The 23,692-nt window shown below is 75.8% G+C and carries 22 protein-coding genes; 8 read left to right on the forward strand and 14 right to left on the reverse strand.

Translation table 11 applies throughout. The features are described from left to right. The first annotated feature begins 23 nt into the window (after positions 1–23). Together ACI8AC_RS07695 and leuA are read left to right on the forward strand one after the other, a co-directional pair. On the forward strand, positions 24–656 hold the full coding sequence (locus tag ACI8AC_RS07695) for a helix-turn-helix domain-containing protein (RefSeq protein ID WP_456896796.1): 633 nt from the start codon (positions 24–26) through the stop codon (positions 654–656). Positions 657–832: 176 nt separating this feature from the next. Next, the gene (gene leuA / locus ACI8AC_RS07700) at positions 833–2,584 is read left to right on the forward strand and encodes a 2-isopropylmalate synthase (RefSeq protein WP_456896798.1); all 1,752 of its coding nucleotides are present in this window, start codon (positions 833–835) and stop codon (positions 2,582–2,584) included. 33 nt (positions 2,585–2,617) lie between these two features. Here the strand turns inward: leuA and mnhG are convergent, their stop codons facing one another. The 8 genes from mnhG to ACI8AC_RS07740 form a co-directional block, all read right to left on the reverse strand. Beyond that, positions 2,618–3,025 (reverse strand): monovalent cation/H(+) antiporter subunit G, encoded by a 408-nt coding sequence (gene mnhG / locus ACI8AC_RS07705; RefSeq protein ID WP_456896800.1) that lies wholly within the window; start codon positions 3,023–3,025, stop codon positions 2,618–2,620. Further along, entirely contained in the window at positions 3,009–3,359 is a 351-nt protein-coding gene (locus ACI8AC_RS07710) for a monovalent cation/H+ antiporter complex subunit F (RefSeq protein WP_456896802.1), read from the reverse strand. Before ACI8AC_RS07710 ends, mnhG begins: the two co-directional genes overlap by 17 nt. Beyond that, positions 3,356–3,937, reverse strand: a complete 582-nt coding sequence (locus ACI8AC_RS07715) for a Na+/H+ antiporter subunit E (protein ID WP_456896804.1) — start codon at positions 3,935–3,937, stop codon at positions 3,356–3,358. The genes ACI8AC_RS07710 and ACI8AC_RS07715 overlap by 4 nt, the downstream gene beginning before the upstream one ends. Further along, positions 3,934–5,679, reverse strand: coding sequence for a Na+/H+ antiporter subunit D (locus ACI8AC_RS07720; protein ID WP_456896806.1), 1,746 nt, complete (start codon positions 5,677–5,679; stop codon positions 3,934–3,936). The genes ACI8AC_RS07715 and ACI8AC_RS07720 overlap by 4 nt, the downstream gene beginning before the upstream one ends. After that, entirely contained in the window at positions 5,676–6,212 is a 537-nt protein-coding gene (locus ACI8AC_RS07725; protein WP_456896808.1) for a Na(+)/H(+) antiporter subunit C, read from the reverse strand. The genes ACI8AC_RS07720 and ACI8AC_RS07725 overlap by 4 nt, the downstream gene beginning before the upstream one ends. After that, positions 6,209–9,091: a Na+/H+ antiporter subunit A gene (locus tag ACI8AC_RS07730; protein WP_456896810.1), complete on the reverse strand. Its 2,883-nt coding sequence runs from the start codon at positions 9,089–9,091 to the stop codon at positions 6,209–6,211. The genes ACI8AC_RS07725 and ACI8AC_RS07730 overlap by 4 nt, the downstream gene beginning before the upstream one ends. A 144-nt stretch (positions 9,092–9,235) precedes the next feature. Beyond that, positions 9,236–9,895, reverse strand: coding sequence for a response regulator (locus tag ACI8AC_RS07735; protein WP_456896812.1), 660 nt, complete (start codon positions 9,893–9,895; stop codon positions 9,236–9,238). Then, the gene (locus tag ACI8AC_RS07740) at positions 9,892–11,085 is read right to left on the reverse strand and encodes a sensor histidine kinase (protein ID WP_456896814.1); all 1,194 of its coding nucleotides are present in this window, start codon (positions 11,083–11,085) and stop codon (positions 9,892–9,894) included. The genes ACI8AC_RS07735 and ACI8AC_RS07740 overlap by 4 nt, the downstream gene beginning before the upstream one ends. 146 nt (positions 11,086–11,231) lie before the next feature. On the opposite strand from ACI8AC_RS07740, the gene ACI8AC_RS07745 reads away from it, so the two are divergent. Next, positions 11,232–11,948, forward strand: coding sequence for a hypothetical protein (locus tag ACI8AC_RS07745; RefSeq protein WP_456896816.1), 717 nt, complete (start codon positions 11,232–11,234; stop codon positions 11,946–11,948). A gap of 49 nt (positions 11,949–11,997) precedes the next feature. Here ACI8AC_RS07745 and ACI8AC_RS07750 read toward each other — a convergent pair whose 3' ends face one another. Together ACI8AC_RS07750 and ACI8AC_RS07755 are read right to left on the reverse strand one after the other, a co-directional pair. Further along, positions 11,998–12,450, reverse strand: a complete 453-nt coding sequence (locus tag ACI8AC_RS07750; protein ID WP_456896818.1) for an SRPBCC family protein — start codon at positions 12,448–12,450, stop codon at positions 11,998–12,000. 109 nt (positions 12,451–12,559) lie between these two features. Beyond that, the gene (locus tag ACI8AC_RS07755) at positions 12,560–14,374 is read right to left on the reverse strand and encodes an ABC-F family ATP-binding cassette domain-containing protein (RefSeq protein ID WP_456896820.1); all 1,815 of its coding nucleotides are present in this window, start codon (positions 14,372–14,374) and stop codon (positions 12,560–12,562) included. A gap of 242 nt (positions 14,375–14,616) precedes the next feature. On the opposite strand from ACI8AC_RS07755, the gene ACI8AC_RS07760 reads away from it, so the two are divergent. Further along, on the forward strand, positions 14,617–15,399 hold the full coding sequence (locus tag ACI8AC_RS07760; protein ID WP_456896821.1) for a hypothetical protein: 783 nt from the start codon (positions 14,617–14,619) through the stop codon (positions 15,397–15,399). Between the two features lie 32 nt (positions 15,400–15,431). Here ACI8AC_RS07760 and ACI8AC_RS07765 read toward each other — a convergent pair whose 3' ends face one another. From ACI8AC_RS07765 to ACI8AC_RS07775, 3 genes are read right to left on the reverse strand one after another with little or no spacing between them, the layout of a single operon-like run. After that, positions 15,432–16,352 (reverse strand): transglutaminase family protein, encoded by a 921-nt coding sequence (locus ACI8AC_RS07765; RefSeq protein ID WP_456896823.1) that lies wholly within the window; start codon positions 16,350–16,352, stop codon positions 15,432–15,434. After that, on the reverse strand, positions 16,349–17,299 hold the full coding sequence (locus ACI8AC_RS07770) for an alpha-E domain-containing protein (RefSeq protein ID WP_456896825.1): 951 nt from the start codon (positions 17,297–17,299) through the stop codon (positions 16,349–16,351). Before ACI8AC_RS07770 ends, ACI8AC_RS07765 begins: the two co-directional genes overlap by 4 nt. Continuing rightward, a complete protein-coding gene (locus ACI8AC_RS07775) occupies positions 17,293–18,906 on the reverse strand; it encodes a circularly permuted type 2 ATP-grasp protein (protein ID WP_456896827.1) in 1,614 nt (537 codons plus the stop codon). The genes ACI8AC_RS07770 and ACI8AC_RS07775 overlap by 7 nt, the downstream gene beginning before the upstream one ends. Positions 18,907–19,205: 299 nt before the next feature. Here ACI8AC_RS07775 and ACI8AC_RS07780 point away from each other — a divergent pair, with 299 nt between their 5' ends. From ACI8AC_RS07780 to ACI8AC_RS07795, 4 genes are all read left to right on the forward strand, one after another. Next, positions 19,206–20,219 (forward strand): pirin family protein, encoded by a 1,014-nt coding sequence (locus ACI8AC_RS07780; protein WP_456896829.1) that lies wholly within the window; start codon positions 19,206–19,208, stop codon positions 20,217–20,219. Between the two features lie 70 nt (positions 20,220–20,289). Then, entirely contained in the window at positions 20,290–21,201 is a 912-nt protein-coding gene (locus ACI8AC_RS07785; protein ID WP_456896831.1) for a DUF5996 family protein, read from the forward strand. Between the two features lie 46 nt (positions 21,202–21,247). Continuing rightward, positions 21,248–22,261: a pirin family protein gene (locus ACI8AC_RS07790; RefSeq protein ID WP_456896833.1), complete on the forward strand. Its 1,014-nt coding sequence runs from the start codon at positions 21,248–21,250 to the stop codon at positions 22,259–22,261. A gap of 16 nt (positions 22,262–22,277) precedes the next feature. Then, on the forward strand, positions 22,278–22,700 hold the full coding sequence (locus ACI8AC_RS07795) for a PPOX class F420-dependent oxidoreductase (RefSeq protein WP_456896835.1): 423 nt from the start codon (positions 22,278–22,280) through the stop codon (positions 22,698–22,700). Between the two features lie 59 nt (positions 22,701–22,759). On the opposite strand, the gene ACI8AC_RS07800 is transcribed toward ACI8AC_RS07795, so the two are convergent. After that, on the reverse strand, positions 22,760–23,539 hold the full coding sequence (locus tag ACI8AC_RS07800) for a VOC family protein (protein WP_456896837.1): 780 nt from the start codon (positions 23,537–23,539) through the stop codon (positions 22,760–22,762). Positions 23,540–23,692 lie beyond the last annotated feature (153 nt).

The following is a 23,692-nucleotide window of genomic DNA, read 5'->3' on the forward strand; positions in this document are numbered from 1 at the left end:
CGGGGTCACCCGAGGGTGAGGCCGTGGAGGCCTTCGACCTGTCCGGGATCGTGCGCCGGATCCGTCGCCGGGCGGATCTCTCCCAGCGCGAGCTCGCGGAGGCGTGCGGGATCGCGCAGTCCACCGTGGCCCAGGCCGAGAGCGGGCGTCGGGACCTCCAGGCCGGGCTCCTGGCTCGGGCCGCCGCCCTGGCCGGGCTGCGGCTGGCCCTGCTCGACGGGAACGGGTGCGAGGTGGCGGGGATGTCGCCGGACGCGGTCCGCGACCTCGGGCGGCGGCGGTTCCCCGCCCACCTCGACACCCACCACTCCGACGAGCGCCCGGGCCGGTACGAGCACCGCTTCGACCGTCCGCTGCCGTGGTTCACCGTCGACCGGCACCGCGGGCACCGGGACGACCTGCGGGCGCGGACCGGCACACCGGAGGACCACCACCTGCCGCAGCCGGGCGACTCCCCGGCCGAGCGGCGGGCCCGGCGGCGACGTGCCGCACGGGATGCCGCCGAGGACCGCCGCCGGCGGGCGGGGGAGGCAGCCGGCGCGGGGTGGGAGGACACGTGGACCTGCACCTGCCCGGCGGCGTGCGACGTGCTCGACGACGGTTCGGGGCCGCCGGTGCACGCCCCGGACTGCGTGTGCGGCTGCGACCTCGGCTGAGCCGCTGCTACGGTGGGTCCGTGCGCGGCAGCCTCCTGCTTACCCGCCGCGGCGAGGCCCTCTCCTAGGTCGGCCCCCTCGCCGCGGAGATCCCGCCGTGCCGAGTGCGTCCCCGGCGCCCCGCTGACCGCCCCCCACCGGAGCTGAGTCCAGCCCGCGCCAGAGGAGCGACACCCGTGAGCAGGAACCTGAGCGAGAACCACCCGCACGCCCGGAACCCGCAGCGCCCGTCCGGCATGCCGGTGCACCGGTACACCCCCTTCACCCCGGTGGTGCTGCCCGACCGCACCTGGCCCGAGAAGGTCACCACTACCGCACCCCGCTGGTGCGCGGTGGACCTGCGGGACGGCAACCAGGCGCTGATCGACCCGATGACCCCCGACCGCAAGCGCCGCATGTTCGAGCTGCTGGTGCGGATGGGCTACAAGGAGATCGAGGTCGGTTTCCCGGCCGCCAGCCAGACCGACTTCGACTTCGTCCGGCAGCTGGTCGAGGAGGACCTGGTACCGGACGACGTCACGATCCAGGTCCTCACCCAGGCCCGCGACGAGCTGATCGAGCGCACCTTCGAGTCCCTGCGGGGGGCGCGCCAGGCGATCGTCCACCTCTACAACTCGACCTCGACGCTGCAGCGGCGGGTGGTCTTCGGGTCCGACCGCGCCGGGATCGTCGACATCGCCGTCCACGGCGCGCAGCTGGTGCACAAGCTGGCCGAGCAGATGACCGGCACCGAGGTCTTCTACGAGTACTCCCCCGAGTCGTTCACCGGCACCGAGCTCGACTTCGCCGTCGAGGTCTGCAACGCCGTCACCGACGTGTGGGAGCCCACCCCCGACCGGCCGACGATCGTCAACCTGCCGGCCACCGTCGAGATGGCCGAGCCCACCGTCTACGCCGACCAGATCGAGTGGATGCACCGCAACCTGGGCCGCCGCGACGCCGTCGTGCTCAGCCTGCACCCGCACAACGACCGGGGCACCGCCGTCGCCGCCGCCGAGCTGGGCTACCGGGCCGGCGCGGACCGCATCGAGGGCTGCCTGTTCGGCAACGGCGAGCGGACCGGCAACGTCGACCTGGTGACCCTCGGCCTGAACCTGTTCAGCCAGGGCGTCGACCCGCAGATCGACTTCTCCGACATCGACGAGATCCGCCGCACCGTCGAGTACTGCAACCAGCTCGGCGTGCACGAGCGGCACCCCTACGGCGGTGACCTGGTCTACACCGCCTTCTCCGGCTCCCACCAGGACGCCATCAACAAGGGCTTCAAGGCCCTGGAGGTCGACGCCACCGCCGCCGGGAAGCCGGTCGAGCAGATGCCGTGGGCGGTGCCGTACCTGCCGATCGACCCCAAGGACGTCGGCCGCAGCTACGAGGCCGTGATCCGGGTGAACAGCCAGTCCGGCAAGGGCGGCGTCGCCTACATCATGAAGACCGAGAACCACCTGGACCTGCCGCGGCGGCTGCAGATCGAGTTCAGCGCGGTCATCCAGCGGCACACCGACGACGAGGGCGGTGAGGTGACCGCCCAGCAGATGTGGGCGGCCTTCACCAGCGAGTACCTGCCCGACCCCGACGCCCCGTGGGGCCGCTTCGCCCTGGCCGGCCACCGGCACACCGCGCACGGCGACCAGCTCGACGAGATGGTGGTCGAGCTGGTCGACGGCGGCGTCCCGCTGACCGTGGAGGGCCGGGGCAACGGGCCGATCGCCGCCTTCGTCGACGCGCTGCGGTCGGTGGACGTCGACGTGCGCGTCCTCGACTACGCCGAGCACGCGATGTCCGCCGGGGGCGACGCCCGGGCCGCCGCCTACGTCGAGTGCGCCGTCGGCGACCGGGTGCTGTGGGGCGTGGGCATCGACCCGAACATCCTCACCGCATCCCTGCGCGCCGTGGTGTCGGCGGTGAACCGGGCGCACCGCCGGGCCTGAGGTCGCGCGGGGGGCCGGTCCGGCCCCCCGCGCTCACCGCGACCCGGGGCCGGCCGCCGACGGCGGCGCGGCGTCCTCGGGCTCGTCCCCCCGGGGCTGCCCCGGCGGGGGCGGCGGCGGCTCGGCCTCGTGCACGACGAGCAGGTCGCGGCGCAGGTGCCGCCGACGGTAGGCGACCCGGCTGACCATGTGCGCCGACAGCGGCGCGGTCAGGAACTGCAGGAAGCCGGCCAGCAGGACCGTCCACATCGCCGGCTCCCCCCACAGCCGGATCGCCGCTCCCAGGACGATCAGCAGGACCCCGGCCACCTGGGGTTTGGTCCCGGCGTGCAGCCGGGAGACGACGTCCGGGAAGCGCAGCAGGCCCAGGCCGGCCACGAGGGCCAGGCCGCAGCCCAGCAGCACGAGGACGACGGCGACGACGTCAGCGACGGTCTCCACCGGTCTCCCTCTCCGCGGCCGTCCGCTCCTCGGCGGCGATCGGCAGGCCGACGTCCCGGCCGTCGTCGGAGGACCGGACGAGCATGCCGCCGACGTAGCGGCTCACGCCCACCGCGCCGGTGAACCCCAGCAGGGTCACGGCCAGCAGCACCTCGGCCACCGTGGGATCGCGGGCCAGGCCCGCGTACGCGGCCAGGCCGGCGGTGATGACGGCCAGCAGGGTCTCGGTGGCGACGACGCGGTCCAGCAGCGACGGCCCGAGCGCCACCCGCACCAGGCACAGGAGCGCGCCGGCGCCCAGCAGGCCGAAGGCGACCACCCAGACGACGCTCACCGCTGCCCTCCCGCGGCCGCCGCCCGTTCCCGGCGGGCGGCGCGCTCCAGGGCCGCGATCTCCGCCCGGCTGCCGAAGGCGCGCACCACCCGCTCCTCCACCTCCAGCACGCCCGCGCGCTGGCGCTCCACCCCGGCGAGGTCCCGCACGGGCAGCACGTGCATGAGCAGCACGTTGCGCTCCCGGTCCGCGTCCAGGACCAGCGAGCCCGGGACCAGGGTCAGCGTCTCGCTGACGATCGTCATGAGCAGGTCCGAGTCCGTGCGCAGCTGCACCTCGATGATCGCCGAGCGCACCGGCCCGCCGGGGCGTACCGCCTCCCACGCGACGACGACGCTGGAGACCGCCAGGTCCTTGAGGAAGGCCCCGGCGAAGACCAGCACCGGCCACGGGTGCAGGCGCGCGTGCTCGGTCACCGCCGGCAGCGGCAGCAGCCAGGTGACCAGCACGGCGACGAGCAGCCCGCTGAGCAGGTTCGCCCACGAGAAGGTGCCCCACAGCAGCAGCCACACCAGGGTCAGCCAGCCCAGCAGCGGCAGCTGGCGGACGTAGGGCGGGGCGATCGGGCCGGGGCTCACGGAACCCCCTCCGCGGACTCGGCCGGCCCCCCGCCGTACACGGCCTCCTGGTAGGGCGTCCGCTCCAGCAGGTCGGCGGCGGCCCGGTCGGCCAGCGCGTACAGGGGCCCGGCGATGACGGTGAGGGCCACGCTCACCGTCACCATGAGCGCCGTCGCCCCCACCAGCGCCGCCGGCAACCGCTCCTCGGCGCGCCCGCGGTCGCCGTCGGCGGCGAGCTCGTCGCCGGCCGTGGCCACCGCCGTCCGCCGCTCCCACGCCGCGGCCCGGGAGCCGGCCCGCGTCGTGCCGAGCCCCGACGAGGACGCACCGCCCGCGGCCGGCTCGTCGTCCGGCCCGGGGACGTCGGGGTCCGGCCCGGAGTCCGCGCGGCTGTCGTCGGCGGCGGCGGCGGCCCGGGCGGTGTCGGCGCCGATGTCCTGGCTCACCGGCCGCCAGAAGGACCGGGTCCACACCCGCGCCACCGCCAGCAGGGTGAGCAGGCTGGTGACCACGCCGCCGGCGACCAGCAGGCCGGGCAGCACCCCGCCGGCCGCCACGCCGGCCTGCAGGAGGCCGAGCTTGCCGAGGAAGCCCGACAGCGGCGGGATGCCGGCCAGGTTCAGCGCGGGGACGAGGTAGAGGACCGCGAGCAGCGGCGAGGCCGCCGCCAGCCCGCCGAGCCGCGGCACGGCGGTGGAGCCGCCCTTGCGCTCGACGAGGCCGGCGACGAGGAAGAGCGTCGCCTGGATGACGATGTGGTGGACGACGTAGAACACCGCGCCGGCCAGACCGGCCACCGTCCCCAGGGCGACGCCGAAGACCATGTAGCCGATGTGGCTCACCAGGGTGAACGACAGCATCCGGCGGATGTCGGTCTGCGCGATCGCCCCGAGGATGCCGACCAGCATCGTGGCCAGCGCGGCCCACAGGAGCACGGTCGTGAGCGCCTCGCCCGGGAAGAGCAGGGTCTGGGTCCGGATGATCGCGTACACGCCCACCTTGGTGAGCAGGCCTGCGAAGACCGCGGTGACCGGCGCCGGCGCGGTCGGGTAGCTGTCGGGCAGCCACGCCGACAGCGGGAAGACCGCCGCCTTGATGCCGAAGGCCACCAGCAGCAGGGCCTCGAGCAGCACGACGGTGCCCGCGGGCAGCTCGGCGAGCCGGAAGGACAGCTGGGCCAGGTTGACCGTGCCGGTGGCGGCGTAGACCAGGCCGATGGCGGCGAGGAACAGCAGCGAGCTGAGCAGGCTGACGATGATGTAGGTGATGCCGCCGCGGATCCGGGGCGCCGACCCCCCGAGCGTCAGCAGGACGTAGCTCGCCGTCAGCAGCACCTCGAAGCCGACGTAGAGGTTGAACAGGTCCCCGGCGAGGAAGGCGAACGCGACGCCGGACATGAGCACCAGGAACGTCGGGTGGAAGATCGACACCGGGGACCGCTCGGCGCCGTCGGCCCAGCCCTGACCGACCGCGAACAGCAGCACGCCGAACCCGACGGTGAACGCCACGACGAGCATGAGGGCCGACAGCCGGTCGACCACCAGCATGATCGCCTGGGGCACCGGCCAGTCGCCGACCGCGACCGCCGCGGCGCCGTTCGCGTCGGCGAGCAGGAGCAGGGCGACCGACACCCCCAGCACCGCCCCCAGCACCAGGGTGCTCAGCGCACGCTGGGTCCGGGCGAAGCGGCCCAGGACCAGCGAGAGCGCCGCCCCGGCCAGGGGCAGCAGCACCGGCAGGGGCGCGAGGACGCGGATCACCGGACGGCCCCGCGGGTCGGGGGCAGGTCGACGTCGTCGGAGGCCGCGTCCGGGAACCGCTCGCCGAACCGGTGCTCGACGTCGTCCCCGTGGCCGCCGACCGCGCGGCCCACGGCCCGCTCCTCCCGGGACAGGTCACCGGGGTCGAGGTCGTCCGGGTCCAGCGCGTCGCCCTGCTGCGGCGACCGGGCGGCCACCCGGCGGTCCTCCTCGTCGGTCTCGACGACCTCGCGGCGCACCAACCGCCACGAGCGGTGGATGACGGCGAGCAGGAAGGCCGAGACCCCGAAGGTGATGACGATCGCGGTGAGGACCAGGGCCTGCGGCAGCGGGTCGGCCATCTCGCCCGGCTCGCCGGCGCCGACGATCGGCGGCTCGCCGGCCCGGCTGGTCGAGAGGAGGAGCAGGTTGGTGGCGTTGCCCAGCACGAGGAACCCCAGCAGCACCCGCGTGAGGCTGCGGTCCAGCAGCAGGTAGACACCCGCTGCGTACAGGCCGGCGATGAGCACGGGGAACACGACGGTCGGCGTCATCGCGCGATCACCTCCTCCGGGGCGCGGGCCGCCGCCGGCTCCTCGTCCTCCTGCCGGTCCAGCTCCGCACCGAGGCTGCGCAGCACGTCGAGGACCAGGCCGACGACGACCAGGTAGACACCGATGTCGAAGAACAGCGCCGTGGCCAGGGAGACCTCGCCGAGGACGGGGAGCGTGCCGGAGACGTAGGCGCTCTCGAAGACGGCCTCCCCCAGCAGCAGGGAGGTCGCCCCGGTGCCGCCGGCGATGAGCAAACCGAGCCCGAGCAGCCGGCCGGGGTCGACGGGCGCGGCCTCGCCCAGCTCGTAGCGCCCGCCGGCGAGGTACCGCAGCACGAGGGCCAGGCCGGCCACCAGCCCCCCGGCGAAGCCGCCGCCGGGCTGGTTGTGCCCGGCGAACAGCAGGTAGACCGACAGCACCAGCACCGCGTGGAACAGCAACCGGGTGACCACCTCGAGGATCACCGACCGGCGCCGCGGGTCGAGGGTGGCCGTGGCGGCCAGCCACTCCCGGCGGGGGGCACGGCGGGGTGGCCCCACGCCGGCGCCGGCGTCGGCCTCGGCCCGCTCGGGTGCGCCGGGCCGGCCGCGCAGGTACACCAGGCTGGCGACGCCGGTCGCGGCGGCGACCAGCACCGAGATCTCGCCGAAGGTGTCCCAGGCGCGGATGTCGACCAGCGTCACGTTGACCACGTTCTGGCCGTGGCCGATCTCCTCGGCCAGCTCGGGGAACGGCTCCGACACCGGCTCGGCGGTGCGCGCGCCGAGCGCGGCTGCCCCGGCCAGCCCCATGAAGGAGCCGACGGCCAGGGCGACCGCGCCGCGGGCCCACCGCACCCGCGGCCGGTCCCGCCCGCCGACGTCCTTCGGCAGCTTGCGCAGCACCAGCACGAAGGCGACGAGCGTGATCGTCTCGACGAGGATCTGGGTGAGCGCGAGGTCGGGGGCGCCGTGGACGACGAACAGCGCGCCGAGCCCGTACCCGGTGATGCCCACGACGATCGCCGCGGACAGCCGCTGCCGGATGCGCACCGCCATCCCGGCCGCGGCCAGCACGCCGATGGCGATCAGGGCCTGCAGCGGGTTGTCCCAGGCCCGCCAGTCCTGCGGCCACGGCGCGCGGGTGAGCAGCACGACACCCGGGAGCACGAGGACGACGGCCAGGATGACGCCGAGGTAGGTGGGCAGCGAGCCGCGCTGCGTCGTCCCGGTGACCAGGACGGCCAGCCGGTCGACGCCCTGCAGGAGGTTCCAGTAGCCCTTGTTGGCCGACGCCGGCACCGCCACCCGCCGCTGCGCGGCCGACACCCGGTCGCGGGCGGCGTAGAGGCCCAGGCCGCCGAGCAGGGTGAGCGCCGAGAGCGCCAGCGCCGGCTGCAGCCCGTGCCAGAGCGCGAGGTGCTCGGCCTCCTCGGCCAGCACGGGGAGGGTCTCCGCGTACGCGGCCACCAGCGGGTCGACCGACGAGCTCAGCGGGCCGGCCACCAGCCCCGCGGCACCCAGCACCAGCGGGGCGGTGAGGAACAGCGGGCCCGGCGGGTGCTCGAGCTCGGCCGGTGCCCGCTCGGGCAGCCCCGGCTTGCGGGCGAAGGCCCCCCACAGGAACCGCGCGGTGTAGGCGACGGTGAACACCGAGCCGAGGACGATGCCGGCCAGGACCGTCCAGGCGGCGGCCCGGTCGGGGACCCCGCCCTCCCACAGCGCGGTGAACGCCGCCTCCTTGCCGACGAAGCCCAGGAACGGCGGGAGCCCGGCCATCGACGCCGAGGCGAGGACGGCCGCGGTCGCCAGCCAGGGCAGCCGCCGGCCCATGCCGGAGAGCTCGCGCAGGTCACGGGTGCCGGTGGCGTGGTCGAGGACGCCCACGCTCAGGAACAGGGTGGACTTGAACAACCCGTGCGCGAGCACCATGGCCAGCCCGGCCGTGGCCAGCTCCTGGCTGCCGGCGCCGACGAGGGTCATGAGGAAGCCGAGCTGGCTGACCGTGCCGAAGGCCAGCAGCAGCTTCAGGTCGTACTGCCGCAGCGACCGGTAGCCGCCGAGCAGCATGGTCGCCACCCCGACGCCGAGCACGATCGGCCGCCAGCCGGGGACGTCGGCGAAGCCGGGGGCCAGCCGGGCGACGAGGTAGATGCCGGCCTTCACCATCGCGGCCGCGTGCAGGTACGCGCTGACCGGGGTCGGGGCCTGCATCGCGGCCGGCAGCCAGAAGTGGAAGGGCACCATCGCCGACTTGGTCAGCGCGCCCAGCAGCACGAGCACCGTGCCCCAGGTGAGGAGCGGCCCGCTGCCGGGGTCGGCGACGATCTCCGACAGCAGCGTGCTGCCGCTGGCCTGCGCGACCATGATCAGACCCGCCAGCATGGCCAGGCCGCCGGCGGTGGTCAGGACGAGCGCCTGGGAGGCGGCCCGGCGCCCGGCCACCTGGCCGCCCGCTCCCCCGATGAGGAGGAACGAGAAGACGGTGGTCAGCTCCCAGAAGACGTAGAGCAGGAAGACGTCGTCGGCGAGGACCAGCCCCAGCATGGAGCCGGCGAAGGCGGTCAGCTCGGCGGCGAACCGCCCGTTGCCCTCCTGGTCGGGTTCGAAGTAGCGGGCGCAGTACAGGAGCACCAGCGCGCCGACCCCGGTGACCAGGGAGGCGAAGGTGAGCGCGAGCGCGTCCAGCCGCAGCTCGACGGCCAGGTCGAGCGTGGGCACCCAGGGCACGGTGTCGCGGACCTCGCCGCCGTCGAGCACGGTGCCCAGCCGCGCCATCGACCAGGCGAAGGCGGCGGCGGGCACGAGCGCCAGCGCGAGGAACGCCTGCCGCCCCCACCACCGCACCAGCAGTGGAGCCACGAGGGCGGCCACCAGGTGCGCCAGCAGCAGGACGGTCACGGGGCTCCCGGGTCGGCGGTGACGGGTCGCCGACGGGCCTGGTCGACGAGGGCAGCCGCCATCCCACGCGGGCCGGGGCTCCCGGGACTGCTGTACCGCCGTGCGTCGCCGGGGAAACGGCGGGTTCCGGCCGGGCTGGTGCCGTCAGCGCCCGGGCGTCACCAGCCCGCTCTCGTAGGCGAAGGCCACCGCCTGCACGCGGTCCCGCAGCCCCAGCTTGAGCAGCAGGCGGCTCACGTGGGTCTTCACCGTCGCCTCGCCGAGGTGGAGCCGGGCGGCGATCTCGGCGTTGGACAGCCCGGCGGCCACGAGCGCGAGGACGTCGGTCTCCCGCTCGGTCAGCCCGGCCAGCGCCTCGGCCCGCTGCGGGTCGGGGGCGGGGGCGGCCGCGAAGGACTCGATGACCCGCAGCGTCACGGCCGGGTCGAGCAGCCCCTGCCCGGCGGCCACGGTCCGCACGGCGGCGACCAGGTCCTCGGGCGGCGCCACCTTCAGGAGGAACCCGCTGACCCCGGCGCGCAGGGCGGCGGCGACGTGGTCGTCCTCGTCGAAGGTGGTCAGGACGACGACCCGGGTGCGCAGCCCGGCCGCCACGATCCGCCGCGCGGCCTCCAGCCCGTCCACGCCCGGCATCCGGATGTCGAGCAGGACGACGTCCGGCCGCGTCTCCGTGACCACGCGCACCCCCGCCGCGCCGTCGGCGGCCTCCCCGACGACCTCGATGTCGGGCTCGGCGGCCAGCACCATGCGCAGGCCGGTGCGCACCATCGCCTGGTCGTCGACCAGGACCACCCGGATCGTCACGCCGGCACCTCCGCGGTCCGCGGTGCCGTGACCCCGGGGGCGGGCGCCGGGAGCGGGAAGGTGGCCCGCACCCGGTAGCCACCGCCGCGCACCGGGCCGGTCTCCAGCCGGCCACCGGAGACCGCCACCCGCTCGCGCATGTGCAGCAGGCCGTGCCCGCCGGTGTCCGGGGCCGGCACCGGCCCCGCGGGGACGCGGGGCCGGCCGTCGTCGGTGACCGTCACGGTCAGCGCGGTCGGCGCGTGGCCGACCTCGACGACCGTGGCGGCGGCGCCGGCGTGCCGCAGGACGTTGCTCAGCGCCTCCTGCACGATGCGGACCGCGGAGACGTCCACCAGCTGCGGCAGCTCGACCGGGTCACCGGTGACCCGCAGCTCGACCGGCATGCCGCCGCTGCGCAGGTCGTCGAGGACCGCGTCCAGGCGGGACAGCGACGGCAGCGGGGCCGGCGCACCGCCCGGTCCCTCCCGCAGGATGCCGACGACGCGGCGCATCTCGTCCACCGAGTCGCGGCCCAGCCGCTCGAGCCCGAGCAGCACCTCCTGGGCCTCCGGGTGGTCGGGCAGCAGGCGCCGCAGGCCGCCCATCTGGAGCACCATCACGCTCACCGCGTGCGCGACCGAGTCGTGCACCTCGCGGGCGATGCGGGCCCGCTCGGCGGTGGTGGCCGCGGCGGCGATCGTCTCCTGCTGCCCGGCCAGCCGGGCCGCGAGCACCTGCAGCTCGGCGGCGCGCCGGCGGGACTGGGCCACGAGGCCGCCGACGACGGCCGACGCGCCGAGGACGAGGAGGTAGAACACCGACTCCCACGGGTTGGGCGCGAACACCGACCCCAGCGCGGTCGCCAGCACGATGGCGCCGCTCGCTGCCGCGGCCGCCCGGCGGGTGGGCAGGACCGCCACCGCGTGGCCGACGAGCAGGCCCATGCCGACCAGCTGGGAGCCGCCGGGCCCGGGCGCGCCGCCCAGCAGGTTCAGCAGGACGGTGAGCGCCCCCAGCACCGGGGCGGCCGCCGGCCAGCGGGGGCAGACCCCGAGCAGCACCCCCACCAGCAGCCCCGGCGCGGCGAGCGCCGACTGGCTGCGGTCCAAGCCCTCGACGAACCACTCGAACACCGACAGCGCAGCGAGCAGGGCGCCCACGGCCGGCCAGAACAGGCGCCGGGCTCGCGCGGGCGGGGACCAGGGCATGGCCTGCACGCTAGAGGCCGCGTGGTGCGGCGAGGATCCCCCTCACGGCCGAACGGGGCCGTGTCGCCGTCCCCCTCGCGACGGAGGACGGTCGGTGCGCACCGACGGACGCGCCGGTGAGGGCGCCGTTCCTAGCGTCTGCGGCCATGACGACCGACCTGCACACCCCGCACACCCCGCACACCCCGCACACCCCGACCGTCGCCCCGGACGCCGGCCGCTCCGGGAGCGCGCTGCTGCTGCCGATCGCCGGCGGGGCGCTCGTCGCCGGCTCTCTCCTCTGGACCGCCGGGCTGCTCACCTCGCCGCCGCAGGACTCGATGGCCGACCCCGACTACATCGCCGCGCTGGCCCGGGACGAGGGCCGGACCGCCCTGTCGGCGCTGCTGCTGCACTACGGCAACATCGCCCTGGGCCTGGGCTGGCTCGCCGCCCCCGCGCTGGTCCGCGGTCGCCGCGGGAGCACCGCCGCCCTCGTCGGCGCGCTCATGGCCGTGCTCGGGTCGGTGAGCGTCGCCGGCATGGTGCTGTCCGACTTCTGGACCGGCGCGATCGGGCGCGACCTGCCCGCTGACACCGCTGCGTCGCTGTTCACCTCGGTGAACTCGTCCGCCGGGATGGCGATCGTGGGCACGGTGACGCTGCTGGGCCTGCTCGGCCCCTTCGTGGTCTACGCGGGCCTGGCACGGGCCGGCGTCACCGGCTGGTGGCTGTTCGTCCCCGCCGTCGCGGCCTTCGCCGCCTCCGCGGCGGTGCCCTTCTCACCGCTGGCGCACGGCGCGTTCGCCGTGGTGGGGGCCGTCCCGGTGGTTCTGGTGGGGCTGCGGATGATCGTCCGCCACCGGGCCGAGGCCACCGCCTGACCGGCGACGCGGACCGGACCCGGGGCCTCGACCCCGGGTCCGGTCCCGCTCAGCCCCGCTCGGCCGCCGTCGTGATGTCGGCCAGGTCCCGGGTCAGGGCGGAGGACACCGCGCGCCGGCCGATCGGGCCGGTGACGGCGCCCAGGACCCGCGCCAGGGTGGTCGTCGGCCGGCCGCCGAAGGTCATCACCACGTCCGCCCCGCCACCGGGGGACGCCTCGACCCGGAACGTCGACACGTAGCGGACTCCGGGGCCGGACGCCTCCACCGTGTACGCCCGCTGCGGCTCGACCGCGGTCACGGTCATCTCCTCGGTGGCCGACCTGCCCATCACCCGGCGCGTCTCCCGCCAGCGCGTCCCGACCCCGAACGGCCCCGGGGTGAGCACCTCCACCGACTCGATCCCGCCGATCACCCGAGGGGAGCCCTCGAGGTCGGTCGCCACCGCCCACACCCGCTCCACCGGCGCCGCCGCGTGCCGGCGGACCTCCACGTCCCGCACGTCGCCCACCTCCGTCGTCACCGGCACCGCGCCGGCGCACGGGGCACCCTGCCACCGGGGGGTGACGGCTTCCTCCCACGAGCCCGCACCCCCGGCCCGGCCCGGCTGCTCAGCCCTCGGCGACCTCGGCCGCGGCCAGCCAGTCGGTCTCCACCTGGTCCTTCTCGGCCAGCAGCGCCCGCAGCCGGCCGTCGAGCTCCAGGACGCGGGCGTGGTCGGTGGCGGCCGCGGCCAGCTCCGCGTGCAGGCGCTCCTCCTCCGCGGTGAGCCGCTCCAGCCGCCGCTCCAGCCGGGTGGCCTCCTTGCGGGCGGCGCGCACCTCCCCCGCGGAGCGGGCCGCGGCCGGCGCCGACCCCCCGGCCGGAGCCGGCGCCGCAGGCGCGGCGGAGGGCAGCTGCGCCTCCCCCGCCGCGCGGCGGGCCAGGTACTCCTCCACCCCGCCGGGCAGCGCGGCCAGCGAGCCGTCGCCCATGAGCGCGACCACCGAGTCGCACACCCGGTCGACGAAGTACCGGTCGTGGCTGACCACCAGCACCGTGCCGGGGAACCCGTCCAGCAGGTCCTCCAGCGCGGTGAGGGTGTCGATGTCCAGGTCGTTGGTCGGCTCGTCGAGCAGCAGCACGTTGGGCTCGGCCATGAGCAGCCGCAGCAGCTGCAGCCGCCGCCGCTCGCCGCCGGAGAGGTCGCCGACCGGGGTCCACTGGCGCGCGGCCGGGAAGCCGAAGCGCTCGGCGAGGGACGACGCCGAGATCTCCTGGCCGGCCAGGCGCACGATCCGGCCGACCTCCTGCACCGCCTCCAGCACCCGCAGCCGGCCGTCGAGCTCGGTCACGTGCTGCGACAGGTAGGCCGGGGCGACGGTCTGGCCCCGCACCACCCGGCCGCGGTCGGGCTCGGTCTCGCCGACGAGCAGCCGCAGCAGCGAGGTCTTGCCGGCGCCGTTGACGCCGACCACGCCGATCCGGTCGCCGGGACCGACGTGCCAGGTGAGGTCCCGGAAGAGGGTGCGCGGGCCGTCGTCCGCGGGGACGGCGTAGGACACCTCCTCCACGTCGTAGACGGTCTTCCCCAACCGCCGGGCGGCGAAGCCCTTGAGGGCCAGCGCGTCCCGGGGGGGCGGCTCGTCGGCGATCAGCGCCTGCGCGGCCTCGATGCGGAACCGCGGCTTGCTGGTGCGGGCCGGCGGCCCGCGGCGCAGCCAGGCCAGCTCCTTGCGCACCAGGTTCAGCCGGCGCTCCTCGGTGGCCGCGGCGACCCGGGCCCGCTCGGCACGGGCCAGCGTGTAGGCCGCGTAGCCGCCCTCGTAGGAGTGCACCCGGCCGTCGGCGACCTCCCACGTGGTGGTGCAGACCTCGTCGAGGAACCAGCGGTCGTGGGTCACCACGACCAGGGCGCCGACCCGGTCCTTCACGTAGGAGGCCAGCCAGGCGACGCCCTCGACGTCGAGGTGGTTGGTGGGCTCGTCGAGGACCAGCAGGTCCAGCGGCCGCACGAGCTGGGCGGCCAGCGCCACCCGGCGCCGCTCGCCGCCGGACATCGGCGCGACCGGGGCGTCGAGGCCGAGCCGGTCGAGCTCCAGGCCGGTGAGGACGCTGCGCACGGCCGGGTCGGCGGCCCACTCGTGCTCGGCGGCGAACACGCTCGGCGGCAGGACGACGTCGCGCACCGTCGGCCCGGGCGGGAGGGTGCCGGACTGGTCGAGCACCCCCATCGCGAGGTCGCCGCGCCGGGTGACGCGGCCGGCGTCGGGCTCCTCCCGCCCGGTGAGGACGCCGAGCAGCGTGGACTTGCCGCTGCCGTTGCGCCCGACCACGCCGATCCGCTCGCCCGCGGCGACGCCCAGGGAGACGTCGTCGAGCAGGACGGTCGTGCCGTGGGCCTTCTCCACCCGCTCGAGGTTGACCAGGTTCACGGGGGCGCTCATCGGGCGGTCGGCGTCGGCGGGTTCACCCGATCAGTGTCCGCCGTCGCCGCAGGGGCGTCCCGGGGGGCCCGGGACGCGGGCCGGGACACCGGCCCCTGGCCGCCGGGACGGCCCCGACCGGAGGCTCGCGGAGCGCCGGGTGATCCCCGCAAGTGGCCCGCAAGGGCCGTACAAGCAGCGCGCCCGAGAGTCGGGCCCGTCGAGAGCGTTCCCGCACGGGGGCCACAGCAGGAGGTACGCACATGACCGCGGCTCTGACCGCCCAGAGGACCACCCACCCGCTCCGGGCGGGCCACTCCGCGCGGGCGACGCTGGTCGCCGTCCGCCGCGCGACGCGGGAGGCCGCCCCCCGACCGGTCAACGTCTGGTGGGCCCGGCTGGCCGAGCACGGGACGGCCTCGCGGGAGCACTCGCTGGTCGCGGTCAACTCCACCCGCTTCCCCGACGGCACCCCCGTGGACCTCACCACCCTGGAGTCGCGGGGCCGCCGGCCGGCCGGCTGGCTGGTCGACCTGCGCTACCGGGTCTGCGACGGCACGCCGGTGGGGGTCGCGTTCGGTGACGCCGTGGCGGGGCCCTGCCCGCCGCTGTGGTTCGCCGAGGTCTCGCACGCCACCAGCGACGTCCCCTCGACCTCGCTGCTGGCCTTCCGGGGCGACGCGTTCGCGCCCGGGACCCTGGTCGCGCCGCACCAGGTCGCCGCGGCGGGGCTGCCGATGACCGACCGCGTCGGCGAGATCCGGTGGTGGACCCGCTCGGGCGTCGTCGACACCGTGTCGGTCGACCCGGCCCTGCGCCGGCGCGGCGTGGCCCGGTCGCTGGTCACCCTGGGCGAGGCGCTGCGGCTGCTCCGCGGCTGGGCGCCGCTGCGCAGCGACGGCCGGCTCACCGACGCGGGCGCCGACTGGCTGGACGCCGCCCCGGCGCACTGGTCGCCGCGGCTGGCCCCGCGCTGCGAGGTGCTGCCCGAGGAGGAGGACGGCGACGCCCTCACCGGGGTGGCGCGCCTGCTCAAGGGCTTCTGACCCGGCCGGGCGAGGGGCAGGCGCGTCCTCCCTCAGGCCAGCCGCGTGACCTCCACGGTCACGGTGTGCCCCTCGCTGCCCGGCCCGGAGAAGATGCCCTTGAACGGGGGGACGTCGGAGTAGTCGCGGCCCCGGCCGAGGGTGACGTGCCGGGGCCCGATCTCCGCCGCGTTGGTCGGGTCGAAGCCGCACCAGCCGCCGTCCCACCACTCCACCCAGGCGTGGCTCTCGCCGGTGACCGTGTGCCCGACCCCGGCCTCCCGCCTGGGGTGCAGGTACCCCGAGACGTAGCGGGCGGGCACGCCGAGGGCGCGCAGCAGGCCGACCGTGACGTGCGAGATGTCCTGGCAGACGCCCTTGCCGGCGGCCCAGGCCTGCATGGCGTTGGTCTTCACGCTGGTGGCACCGGAGAGGTAGCCGATGTGCTCCCGGACGTACCGGCAGACCGCCGTGCCGGCCTCGTGCGGTGGTGCGTCCCCGGTCGCGGCCCGGAGCTCGTCCACCACCTCGTCGTCCATCCGGGTCAGCGGGGTCGGGGCGAGCAGCTCGCCGAACCGGTCGCGGACCGCCGGCGCCCGCAGCTCGTCCCACCCGACGTGCTCGTGCTCCTCGGGGTCGGACCCGGCCTCCACGATCGAGGTGCCGGTGACGACCAGCTCGGTGTGGGGGGTGTGCAGGTCGAAGGCGGTCACCGTCGAGCCCCAGTAGTCGCGGTAGGCGAACGCGGTCGCCGCCGGCTCGATCTCCACCCGGGAGCGGAGCGTGGTCTGCCGGGCGCTGCTCTCCGGGGTCAGCCGCGCCTCGTTGTACGACGAGCGCACCGGCCCGCCGTAGCGGAACCGGGTGCGGTGCACGACCTGCAGCCGCCAGCGGTCCCCGGGCGGGCGCGGGCCGCGGCGCTCCCCGTGGCCCGGCCACGGCTGGGCCTGCCCCTGCGTCTGCGACTGCCTCACGCGACCCCCTCCGGCACCCAGACCTGGGGCGCCTGCTCGGTGAAGAACCGGTTGGTGACCGCGCCGCTGGCCAGCGAGCAGGTGCGCTGCAGCTCCTCGAGGCGGGCCGGCAGCTGCGCGAGCAGGTCGGGGGTGGCCATGAACTCCAGCATCGTGCGGGCCCGGCCGACGATGCGGTGCGCCTCGCCGGCCACCCCGACCCGGGTCGCGTCGCGCACCGGGGAGCGCTCGAGCTCGGCCAGGCACCCCTCGGCCTGCGCGAGGGCGGCGAACACCGAGCGGGGGAACAGCCGGTCCAGCAGCAGGAACTCCGCGGCGCGGCTGGAGTCCACCACGCCGCGGTAGGTGCGCAGGTAGGGCTCGTAGGCGCCGGTGGAGCGCAGCACGAGGGTCCAGGACGGCGCCGCGTCCCCGCCGAGCACGCGGGTGGAGATGATCCGCGCGGTCATGTCGACCCGCTCCAGCGACCGGCCCAGGACGAGGAACAGCCAGCTCTCGTCCCGGCTCATGGTGGAGTCGGCCAGGCCGAACACCATCGCCGAGCGCTCGCGGACGAACCGGAACAGCGAGTGCGGGCCGTACCGGCGGGCCATGGTGCGCTGCTGCGGCAGGGCGTTGTGGGTGACGTTGAGCGACTCCCAGATCTCCGCCGAGAGCACCTCGCGGGCGCCGCGGGCGTTCTCCCGGGCTGCCGAGAGCGCGCCGACGATCGAGCTGGCGCTGGCCCGCTCGAAGGCCAGGGTGGCCAGCACCCGCTCCGTGTCGGCCTCCGTCTCCGGCACCGGCGAGCCCATGAGGGCCAGCAGGTTGGCGCAGGCGCTGCGCTCGTCGATCCAGGGGTCCTCGACCAGCCGCTGGGTGTGCACGTCGAGGATGCGGGCGGTGTCGTCGGCCCGCTCCACGTAGCGGCCGATCCAGAACAGCGACTCGGCGATGCGGCTCAGCACCGACCCTCCCCACGTGCGCCGGGGGCTGCCAGCCCTTGCTGCTGTTGCTGGGACTGGTCCACGAGGAGCTCGCCGGCCGGGCCCGGGTCGGGGGCGGTCGGGTCCTCGGCCAGGTCGGCGGGGCTGAACTCGATGCGGGTGAGGTCGGGGGCCTCCTCGGGCTCGGCCGCGGGCCGGGGCGGGCTGAGCACCCAGGTGTCCTTGGACCCGCCACCCTGGCTGGAGTTGACCACCAGCTCCCCCTCCGGCAGCGCCACCCGGGTCAGCCCACCCGGCAGCACCCACACCCGGTCGCCGTCGTTGACCGCGAAGGGGCGCAGGTCGACGTGCCGGGGGGCGATCCGCCCGCCGACCAGCGTGGGGCAGGTGGACAGCCCGATCGGCTTCTGCGCGATCCAGTCCCGCGGCCGCGCCCGGACCTTGGCGGCCAGCTCCTCCAGCGTGCGCTCGTCGGCCCGCGGGCCGATGACGATGCCCTTGCCGCCGGAGCCGTCCACCGGCTTGAGCACCAGCCGGTCGAGGGAGTCGAGCACCCACCCGACGACGTCGGGCTCGTCGAGCCGGTGGGTCTCGGCGTTCCCCAGCAGCGGCTCCTCGGCCAGGTAGTAGCGGACCAGGTCGGGCACCCAGGTGTAGAGCAGCTTGTCGTCGGCGACGCCGTTGCCCACCGCGTTGGCGATCGTCACCCGGCCGGCGCGGGCGGCGTTGAGCAGGCCGGCGCAGCCGATCACCGAGTCGGGCCGGAAGTGCACCGGGTCGAGGAAGTCGTCGTCGATGCGGCGGTAGACGACGTCGACGCGGCGCTGGCCGTCCGTCGTCCGCATGCTCACCTGGTTGCCGGCGCACACCAGGTCGCGGCCCTCGACCAGCTCCACGCCCATCTGCCGGGCCAGCAGCGCGTGCTCGAAGTAGGCGGAGTTGTAGACGCCGGGGGTCAGGACGACGACCGTCGGGTCGGGGACGTTGGCCGGCGCGGAGGCCTTGAGCGCGGCCAGCAGGCGGGTCGGGTAGTCGGCGACCGGCTGGATGCGGTGGTCGGCGAACAGCTCCGGGAGGACCTGGCTCATCGCCGCCCGGTTGGTGATGACGTAGCTGACCCCCGACGGCGAGCGCAGGTTGTCCTCGAGCACCCGGAAGTCCCCGGCCTCGTCGCGCACCAGGTCGATGCCGGCGACGTGCACCCGCACCCCGTTGGGCGGGACCAGGCCGTGCGCCTGCCGGTGGAAGTGCGCGCTGGTGGTGACCACGCTGCGCGGCACGAGCCCGTCGGCGAACACCTCCCCCGCCCCGTACACGTCGGCCAGGAACGCCTCGAGGGCGAGCACCCGCTGGGCCACGCCGCGCTCGATCAGCGACCACTCCTGCGCGCCGATCACCCGCGGGACGATGTCGAGCGGGAAGGGCTGCTCCTCGCCGGCGTGGGCGAAGGTGACCCCGGCGTCCCGGTAGGTCTGCGAGAGCAGGTCGGCGCGCGCGGAGAGCTCCTCCCCGGCCATCGGCTGCAGCGAGGTGTGCAGCCCCGTGTAGGCGGGCCGCGGCCGGCCGACCTCCCCGAACATCTCGTCCCACTGCTCCCCGAGGGGGTAGCCGTCGAAGAGGTCCGCCATGGGCCCGAACCTAGTTCGACCGCGTGTCCGGCGCGTTTCCGCACGCCGGCGCCGCGCCGGGGGCCCCGGGGAGCCGCCCCGCCCCTGCCCCGCTGCCGCCCCCGCTGCCGTGATCATGGGGATCCTGCACGTCGACACGCCGACCCGGGCGCGTCGACCGTCCGGACGCCCATGATCACCGGGGGCCGACACCCGGGGGCCGACACCGGGGAGGGCGGCGGGTCCGGACGGCGGGAAGACAACCGGGCCGTCCGGCGCTACAGTCACATCTAGTTGAGCCCTCAATCAAGGAGGCCGGCATGCCCGCCGTGACCGTCGAGGACACCACCGCCCTGCCCCGCGTCCCGATGCCCGCGCCCGGGACGGTGCGCCGCCGGACCCGCTCGGTGTCCACCGCACCCTCCGGGTTCGAGGGGGAGGGCTTCCCGGTCCGCCGTGCCTTCGCCGGCGTCGACCTGCGCGAGCTCGACCCGTTCATCCACATGGACCAGATGGGCGAGGTCGAGTACGCCCCCGGCGAGCCCAAGGGCACCTCGTGGCACCCGCACCGCGGTTTCGAGACCGTCACCTACATCATCGACGGCACCTTCGAGCACGCCGACTCGCACGGCGGCGGCGGGACGATCAGCAACGGCGACACCCAGTGGATGACCGCCGGCGGCGGCGTCCTGCACATCGAGCGGCCGCCGGAGCACCTGGTGGTCAGAGGCGGGCTGTTCCACGGGCTGCAGCTGTGGGTGAACCTGCCGCGGGCGCAGAAGTGGGTCGAGCCGCGCTACCAGGACCTCCGCGCGCGGGAGTCGGTGCTGCTGGCCAGCCAGGACGCCGGCGCCCTGCTGCGGGTGATCGCCGGCGAGGTCGGCGGGCACACCGGTCCCGGCTCCACCTGCACCCCGATGGCGATGGTGCACGCCACCGTCTCCCCCGGCGCGACGCTCGACCTGCCGTGGCGGCCGGACTTCAACGCCCTGGTCTACGTGCTCTCCGGCGCCGGCTCGGTCGGCATCGACGGCGCCCCCGTGCGCACCGGGCAGCTGGCCGTCCTGGGCCCCGGCGACACCGTGACCGTCCGCGGCGCCGTGCACCAGGAGTCGCGGACCCCGGCCCTGGACGTCGTCGTCCTCGGCGGGCGGCCGATCCGCGAGCCGATCGCCATGTACGGCCCGTTCGTGATGAACACGCGGCAGGAGGTCGTCGAGGCCTTCGAGGACTTCCGCGCCGGCCGGCTCGGGAGCATCCCGGCCCAGCGCTCTGCCGCCGCCACCCGCCTCGCCGTCCCGCACGCCGCCGTCCGCGGCGAGAGCGGGCAGTGACCTCTCCGGTCCCGGCGGCGGCCCGCCGCCGGGACCGGCATCCTGTGATGCACCGACCGAGGAGCGCACCGTGGCCGTCTTCCCACCGATCCCGCTCGAGGACTGGGCCGACACCAAGGAGACGCTGCACCGCTTCCTGCAGGTCGTCGGCAAGCTGCGGCTGGCCCACGCCCCGCGCCGCAACCACTGGTGGCACGTGCCGTTCCACCTGACCGGGCGCGGGCTGACCACCCGGCCGATGGGCCTGGACCCGGTCTTCTGCATCGACCTGGACCTGGTCGACCACCGGCTGGAGGTCACCGTCGCCGACGGGCGGCGCACCTCCTTCCCGCTGCCCGGCCTGAGCGTGGCCGCCTTCCACCGCCGGCTGCTGGCCACCCTGGCCGACCTCGGGCTGCCGGCGACCGTGGACCGGCCGGTGCCCTTCGACCTGGCCGACGCGACCCCCTTCGCCGAGGACGAGCACCACGCCTCCTACGACCGGGGGATGGTCACCCGCTACTGGGTCGTCCTCGGCCAGGTCGCCCAGGTGCTCGAGGAGTTCGCCGGGCGCAGCTACGCCAAGACCAGCCCGGTGCACCACTTCTGGCACACGTTCGACCTGGCGGTCACCCGGTTCTCCGACCGCCGGGTCGAGCAGCCCGACGAGGTCGACCCGGTCACCCGGGAGGCCTACTCGCACGAGGTGATCAGCGCCGGGTTCTGGTTCGGCGACGACCGGGTGCCGGAGCCGGCCTTCTACTCCTACGCCGCTCCCGAGCCGCCGGGGCTGACCGACGAGCCGCTGCGGCCGGAGGCGGCCCGCTGGGTGGAGAACCGGGGCGGGCACCTCGCGCTGCTGCCCTACGCGGCCGTGCGCACCGCACCCGACCCGCGGGCCGCCGTGCTCGACTTCCTGGAGAGCGCCTACGCAGCCGGCGCGCGCCGGGCCGGCTGGGACCTCGCCGCGCTGCGCTGCCCGACCGCGCCCGAGCCCGGCTGAGCCGCCCGGCCGGAGCCCGTCGCACCCCGTCCGAGGAGGGCACCCGATGAGCAACCGTGAAGGACCCCGTCCCCCCCGCCCTTCGCACGCTCAGGGCGGGCCCCTGGACGGGGCCACGGCCGCGCGCGAGCTGGGCGGCCGGGCCGGGACCGCGCCCGGCCCGGCGCTGGACCTGCTGCCGGGCAAGGAGCTGATGCTCGGGAAGAGCACCCGGGTCCGCCGGCTGCTGCCGACGCTGGGCCGCCGGCTGGTCGGCGCCTGGGCGTTCGTCGACCACTACGGCCCGGACGACGTCGCGACGGCCCCCGGCATGCAGGTGCCTCCGCACCCGCACACCGGGCTGCAGACGGTCTCGTGGCTGCTGGAGGGCGAGGTCCACCACCGGGACTCGCTCGGCAGCGACGTCGTGGTGCGGCCCGGCGAGCTGGCGCTGATGACCGCCGGGCACGGCATCGCCCACTCCGAGCACTCCCCGGTCCCGCACCCGCGGATGCTGCACGGGGCCCAGCTGTGGGTCGCCCTCCCCGAGGCCACCCGGGAGACCGCCCCGGCCTTCGAGCACCACACCGGCCTGCCGGGGTTCGACTCCGACGGATTGGGCGCCACGGTGATCATGGGCTCGCTCGGTGGCGCCACCTCACCGGGGACGGCGCACACCCCGCTGGTCGGCGCGGACCTCGTCCTCGCCGCGGGCGCCGACGTCGAGCTCCCGCTGGAGCCCGACTTCGAGTACGCGGTGCTCGCCGCGACGGGCGCGGCGGAGGTCGCGGGGGCGGCGGTCGGGCGCGGCGCGATGCTCTACCTGGGTACCGGCCGGCGCGCGGTGCGGCTGCGCGCCGGGGCCCCGGCCCGGCTGCTGCTGCTCGGCGGGGAGCCGTTCGACGAGCGGATCGTGATGTGGTGGAACTTCGTCGGCCGCACCGGTGACGAGGTCGCCGGGTACGCCGAGCAGTGGAACGCCCGGGACGCGCGGTTCGGCGAGGTCCCGGGCTCGGACGAGCGGCTGGCGGCGCCCCCGCTGCCCCCGGTACCGCTCAAGGCCCGCGGGAGGGAACGCTGATGGACAGGGGACGCTGATGGACCTCGATCGCGCGATGGGCTTCCTGGCCGAGCACCGCTGGGCCGTGCTGGCCACGGTGAAGCGGGACGGGCGGCCGCAGCTGTCCAACGTCGGGTACGCCCTCGACCGGGAGCAGGGGCTGGTGCGGGTGTCGGTGACCGCCGACCGCGCCAAGACCCGCAACCTCGAGCGCGACCCGCGGGTGACGCTGCACGTCTCCTCGGCCGACTTCTGGTCGTGGGTGGCGGTGGAGGGCACCGCCGAGCTCACGCCGGTCGCCGCCGACCCGCACGACGCCACCGCGGAGGAGCTCGTCGCCTACTACCGCGGCATCTCCGGCGAGCACGAGGACTGGGAGGAGTACCGGGCGGCGATGGTCGCCGACCGGCGGCTCGTCGTCCGGCTCCGGCCGGAGCACGCCTACGGGCAGCTGGGTTAGCCGGCTCCTGCTCCCGGCCGGGCCGGCGCGCCTGCGTCCGCGCCGGCCCGGACCAGGTCTCAGCCGCCCGCGTTCGGGCCCATGACCGTGAAGGGCGCGCCCCACGGGTCCTCGACGACCGCGAAGCGCCCGAACGGGGTGTCCGTCGCCGGGGTGGTGACCTTGCCGCCGCGGGCCTCGACCGTGGCGACGGCCTGGTCGGTGTCGGCGACCGCGAAGCAGGTCAGCCAGCCCTTGGGCACGCCCGGTTGCGCCCCACCGAGGCCGCCGAGCGGGTTGCCCCCGGTGGCGAAGGTGGTGTAGTCCATGCCCTCCTCGCCGCCCTGCTCGGGGGGCAGCTCGTCGAAGGCGAAGCCGAACACCTCGCCGTAGAACCGGCGAGCGGCGGCGGGGTCGTCGACCATCAGCTCGTTCCAGGCCAGCCCGCCGGGCTCGTTGTAGACCCGGACGCCGGTGTGCTCGCCGGACTGCCACAGGCCGAAGGCGTTGCCCTGGGGGTCGGCCGCCACGACCATCGTCCCCATCGGCCCGACCTCCATCGGCTCCACGACGACCGTGCCGCCGGCCTCGCGGATGCGGGCGGCGGTGGCCGCGGCGTCGTCGGTGGCGAAGTACGTCGTCCAGCTCGGGGACGCGGTCGGGTCCATCAGCGGGCCCAGGCCCGCCGCCGGCCGACCGTCGCGGGTGGCGTTGAGGTAGCCGCCGTACTCGGCCTCCCCGCCGGTGTACTCCCAGCCCAGCAGGGCGGCGTAGAAGTCGCGGGCGCCGTCGACGTCGGACGTGCCGTAGTCGACCCAGCACGGGGTCCCGGCCGGCCACGCGGTGTCACGGGTGGGCATGTCTCCTCCTCGGTGTCGGGGAGGGGACCGTCCCACCGGGGGCCGACGGTTCCCGGCGCCGTCCGGCCCGGTCGGAGAGGGCGGGATCGGGCGCCCGGCGCGCCGGTCACCGGCTGTCGTGCCGGCACTGCGCGAGGGCACCGGGGGTGGCGG

Source organism: Geodermatophilus sp. SYSU D00758, assembly GCF_054049955.1.

Bases quoted from the DNA above. Each gene is read 5' to 3' on its own strand.
- ACI8AC_RS07760 (WP_456896821.1), top strand. From the start codon at position 14,617: ATGACCGCGGCTCTGACCGCCCAGAGGACCACCCACCCGCTCCGGGCG.
- ACI8AC_RS07740 (WP_456896814.1), bottom strand. From the start codon at position 11,085: ATGCCCTGGTCCCCGCCCGCGCGAGCCCGGCGCCTGTTCTGGCCGGCC.
- ACI8AC_RS07800 (WP_456896837.1), bottom strand. From the start codon at position 23,539: ATGCCCACCCGTGACACCGCGTGGCCGGCCGGGACCCCGTGCTGGGTC.
- ACI8AC_RS07780 (WP_456896829.1), top strand. From the start codon at position 19,206: ATGCCCGCCGTGACCGTCGAGGACACCACCGCCCTGCCCCGCGTCCCG.
- ACI8AC_RS07745 (WP_456896816.1), top strand. From the start codon at position 11,232: ATGACGACCGACCTGCACACCCCGCACACCCCGCACACCCCGCACACC.
- ACI8AC_RS07795 (WP_456896835.1), top strand. From the start codon at position 22,278: ATGGACCTCGATCGCGCGATGGGCTTCCTGGCCGAGCACCGCTGGGCC.
- ACI8AC_RS07725 (WP_456896808.1), bottom strand. From the start codon at position 6,212: ATGACGCCGACCGTCGTGTTCCCCGTGCTCATCGCCGGCCTGTACGCA.
- ACI8AC_RS07755 (WP_456896820.1), bottom strand. From the start codon at position 14,374: ATGAGCGCCCCCGTGAACCTGGTCAACCTCGAGCGGGTGGAGAAGGCC.
- ACI8AC_RS07775 (WP_456896827.1), bottom strand. From the start codon at position 18,906: ATGGCGGACCTCTTCGACGGCTACCCCCTCGGGGAGCAGTGGGACGAG.
- ACI8AC_RS07790 (WP_456896833.1), top strand. From the start codon at position 21,248: ATGAGCAACCGTGAAGGACCCCGTCCCCCCCGCCCTTCGCACGCTCAG.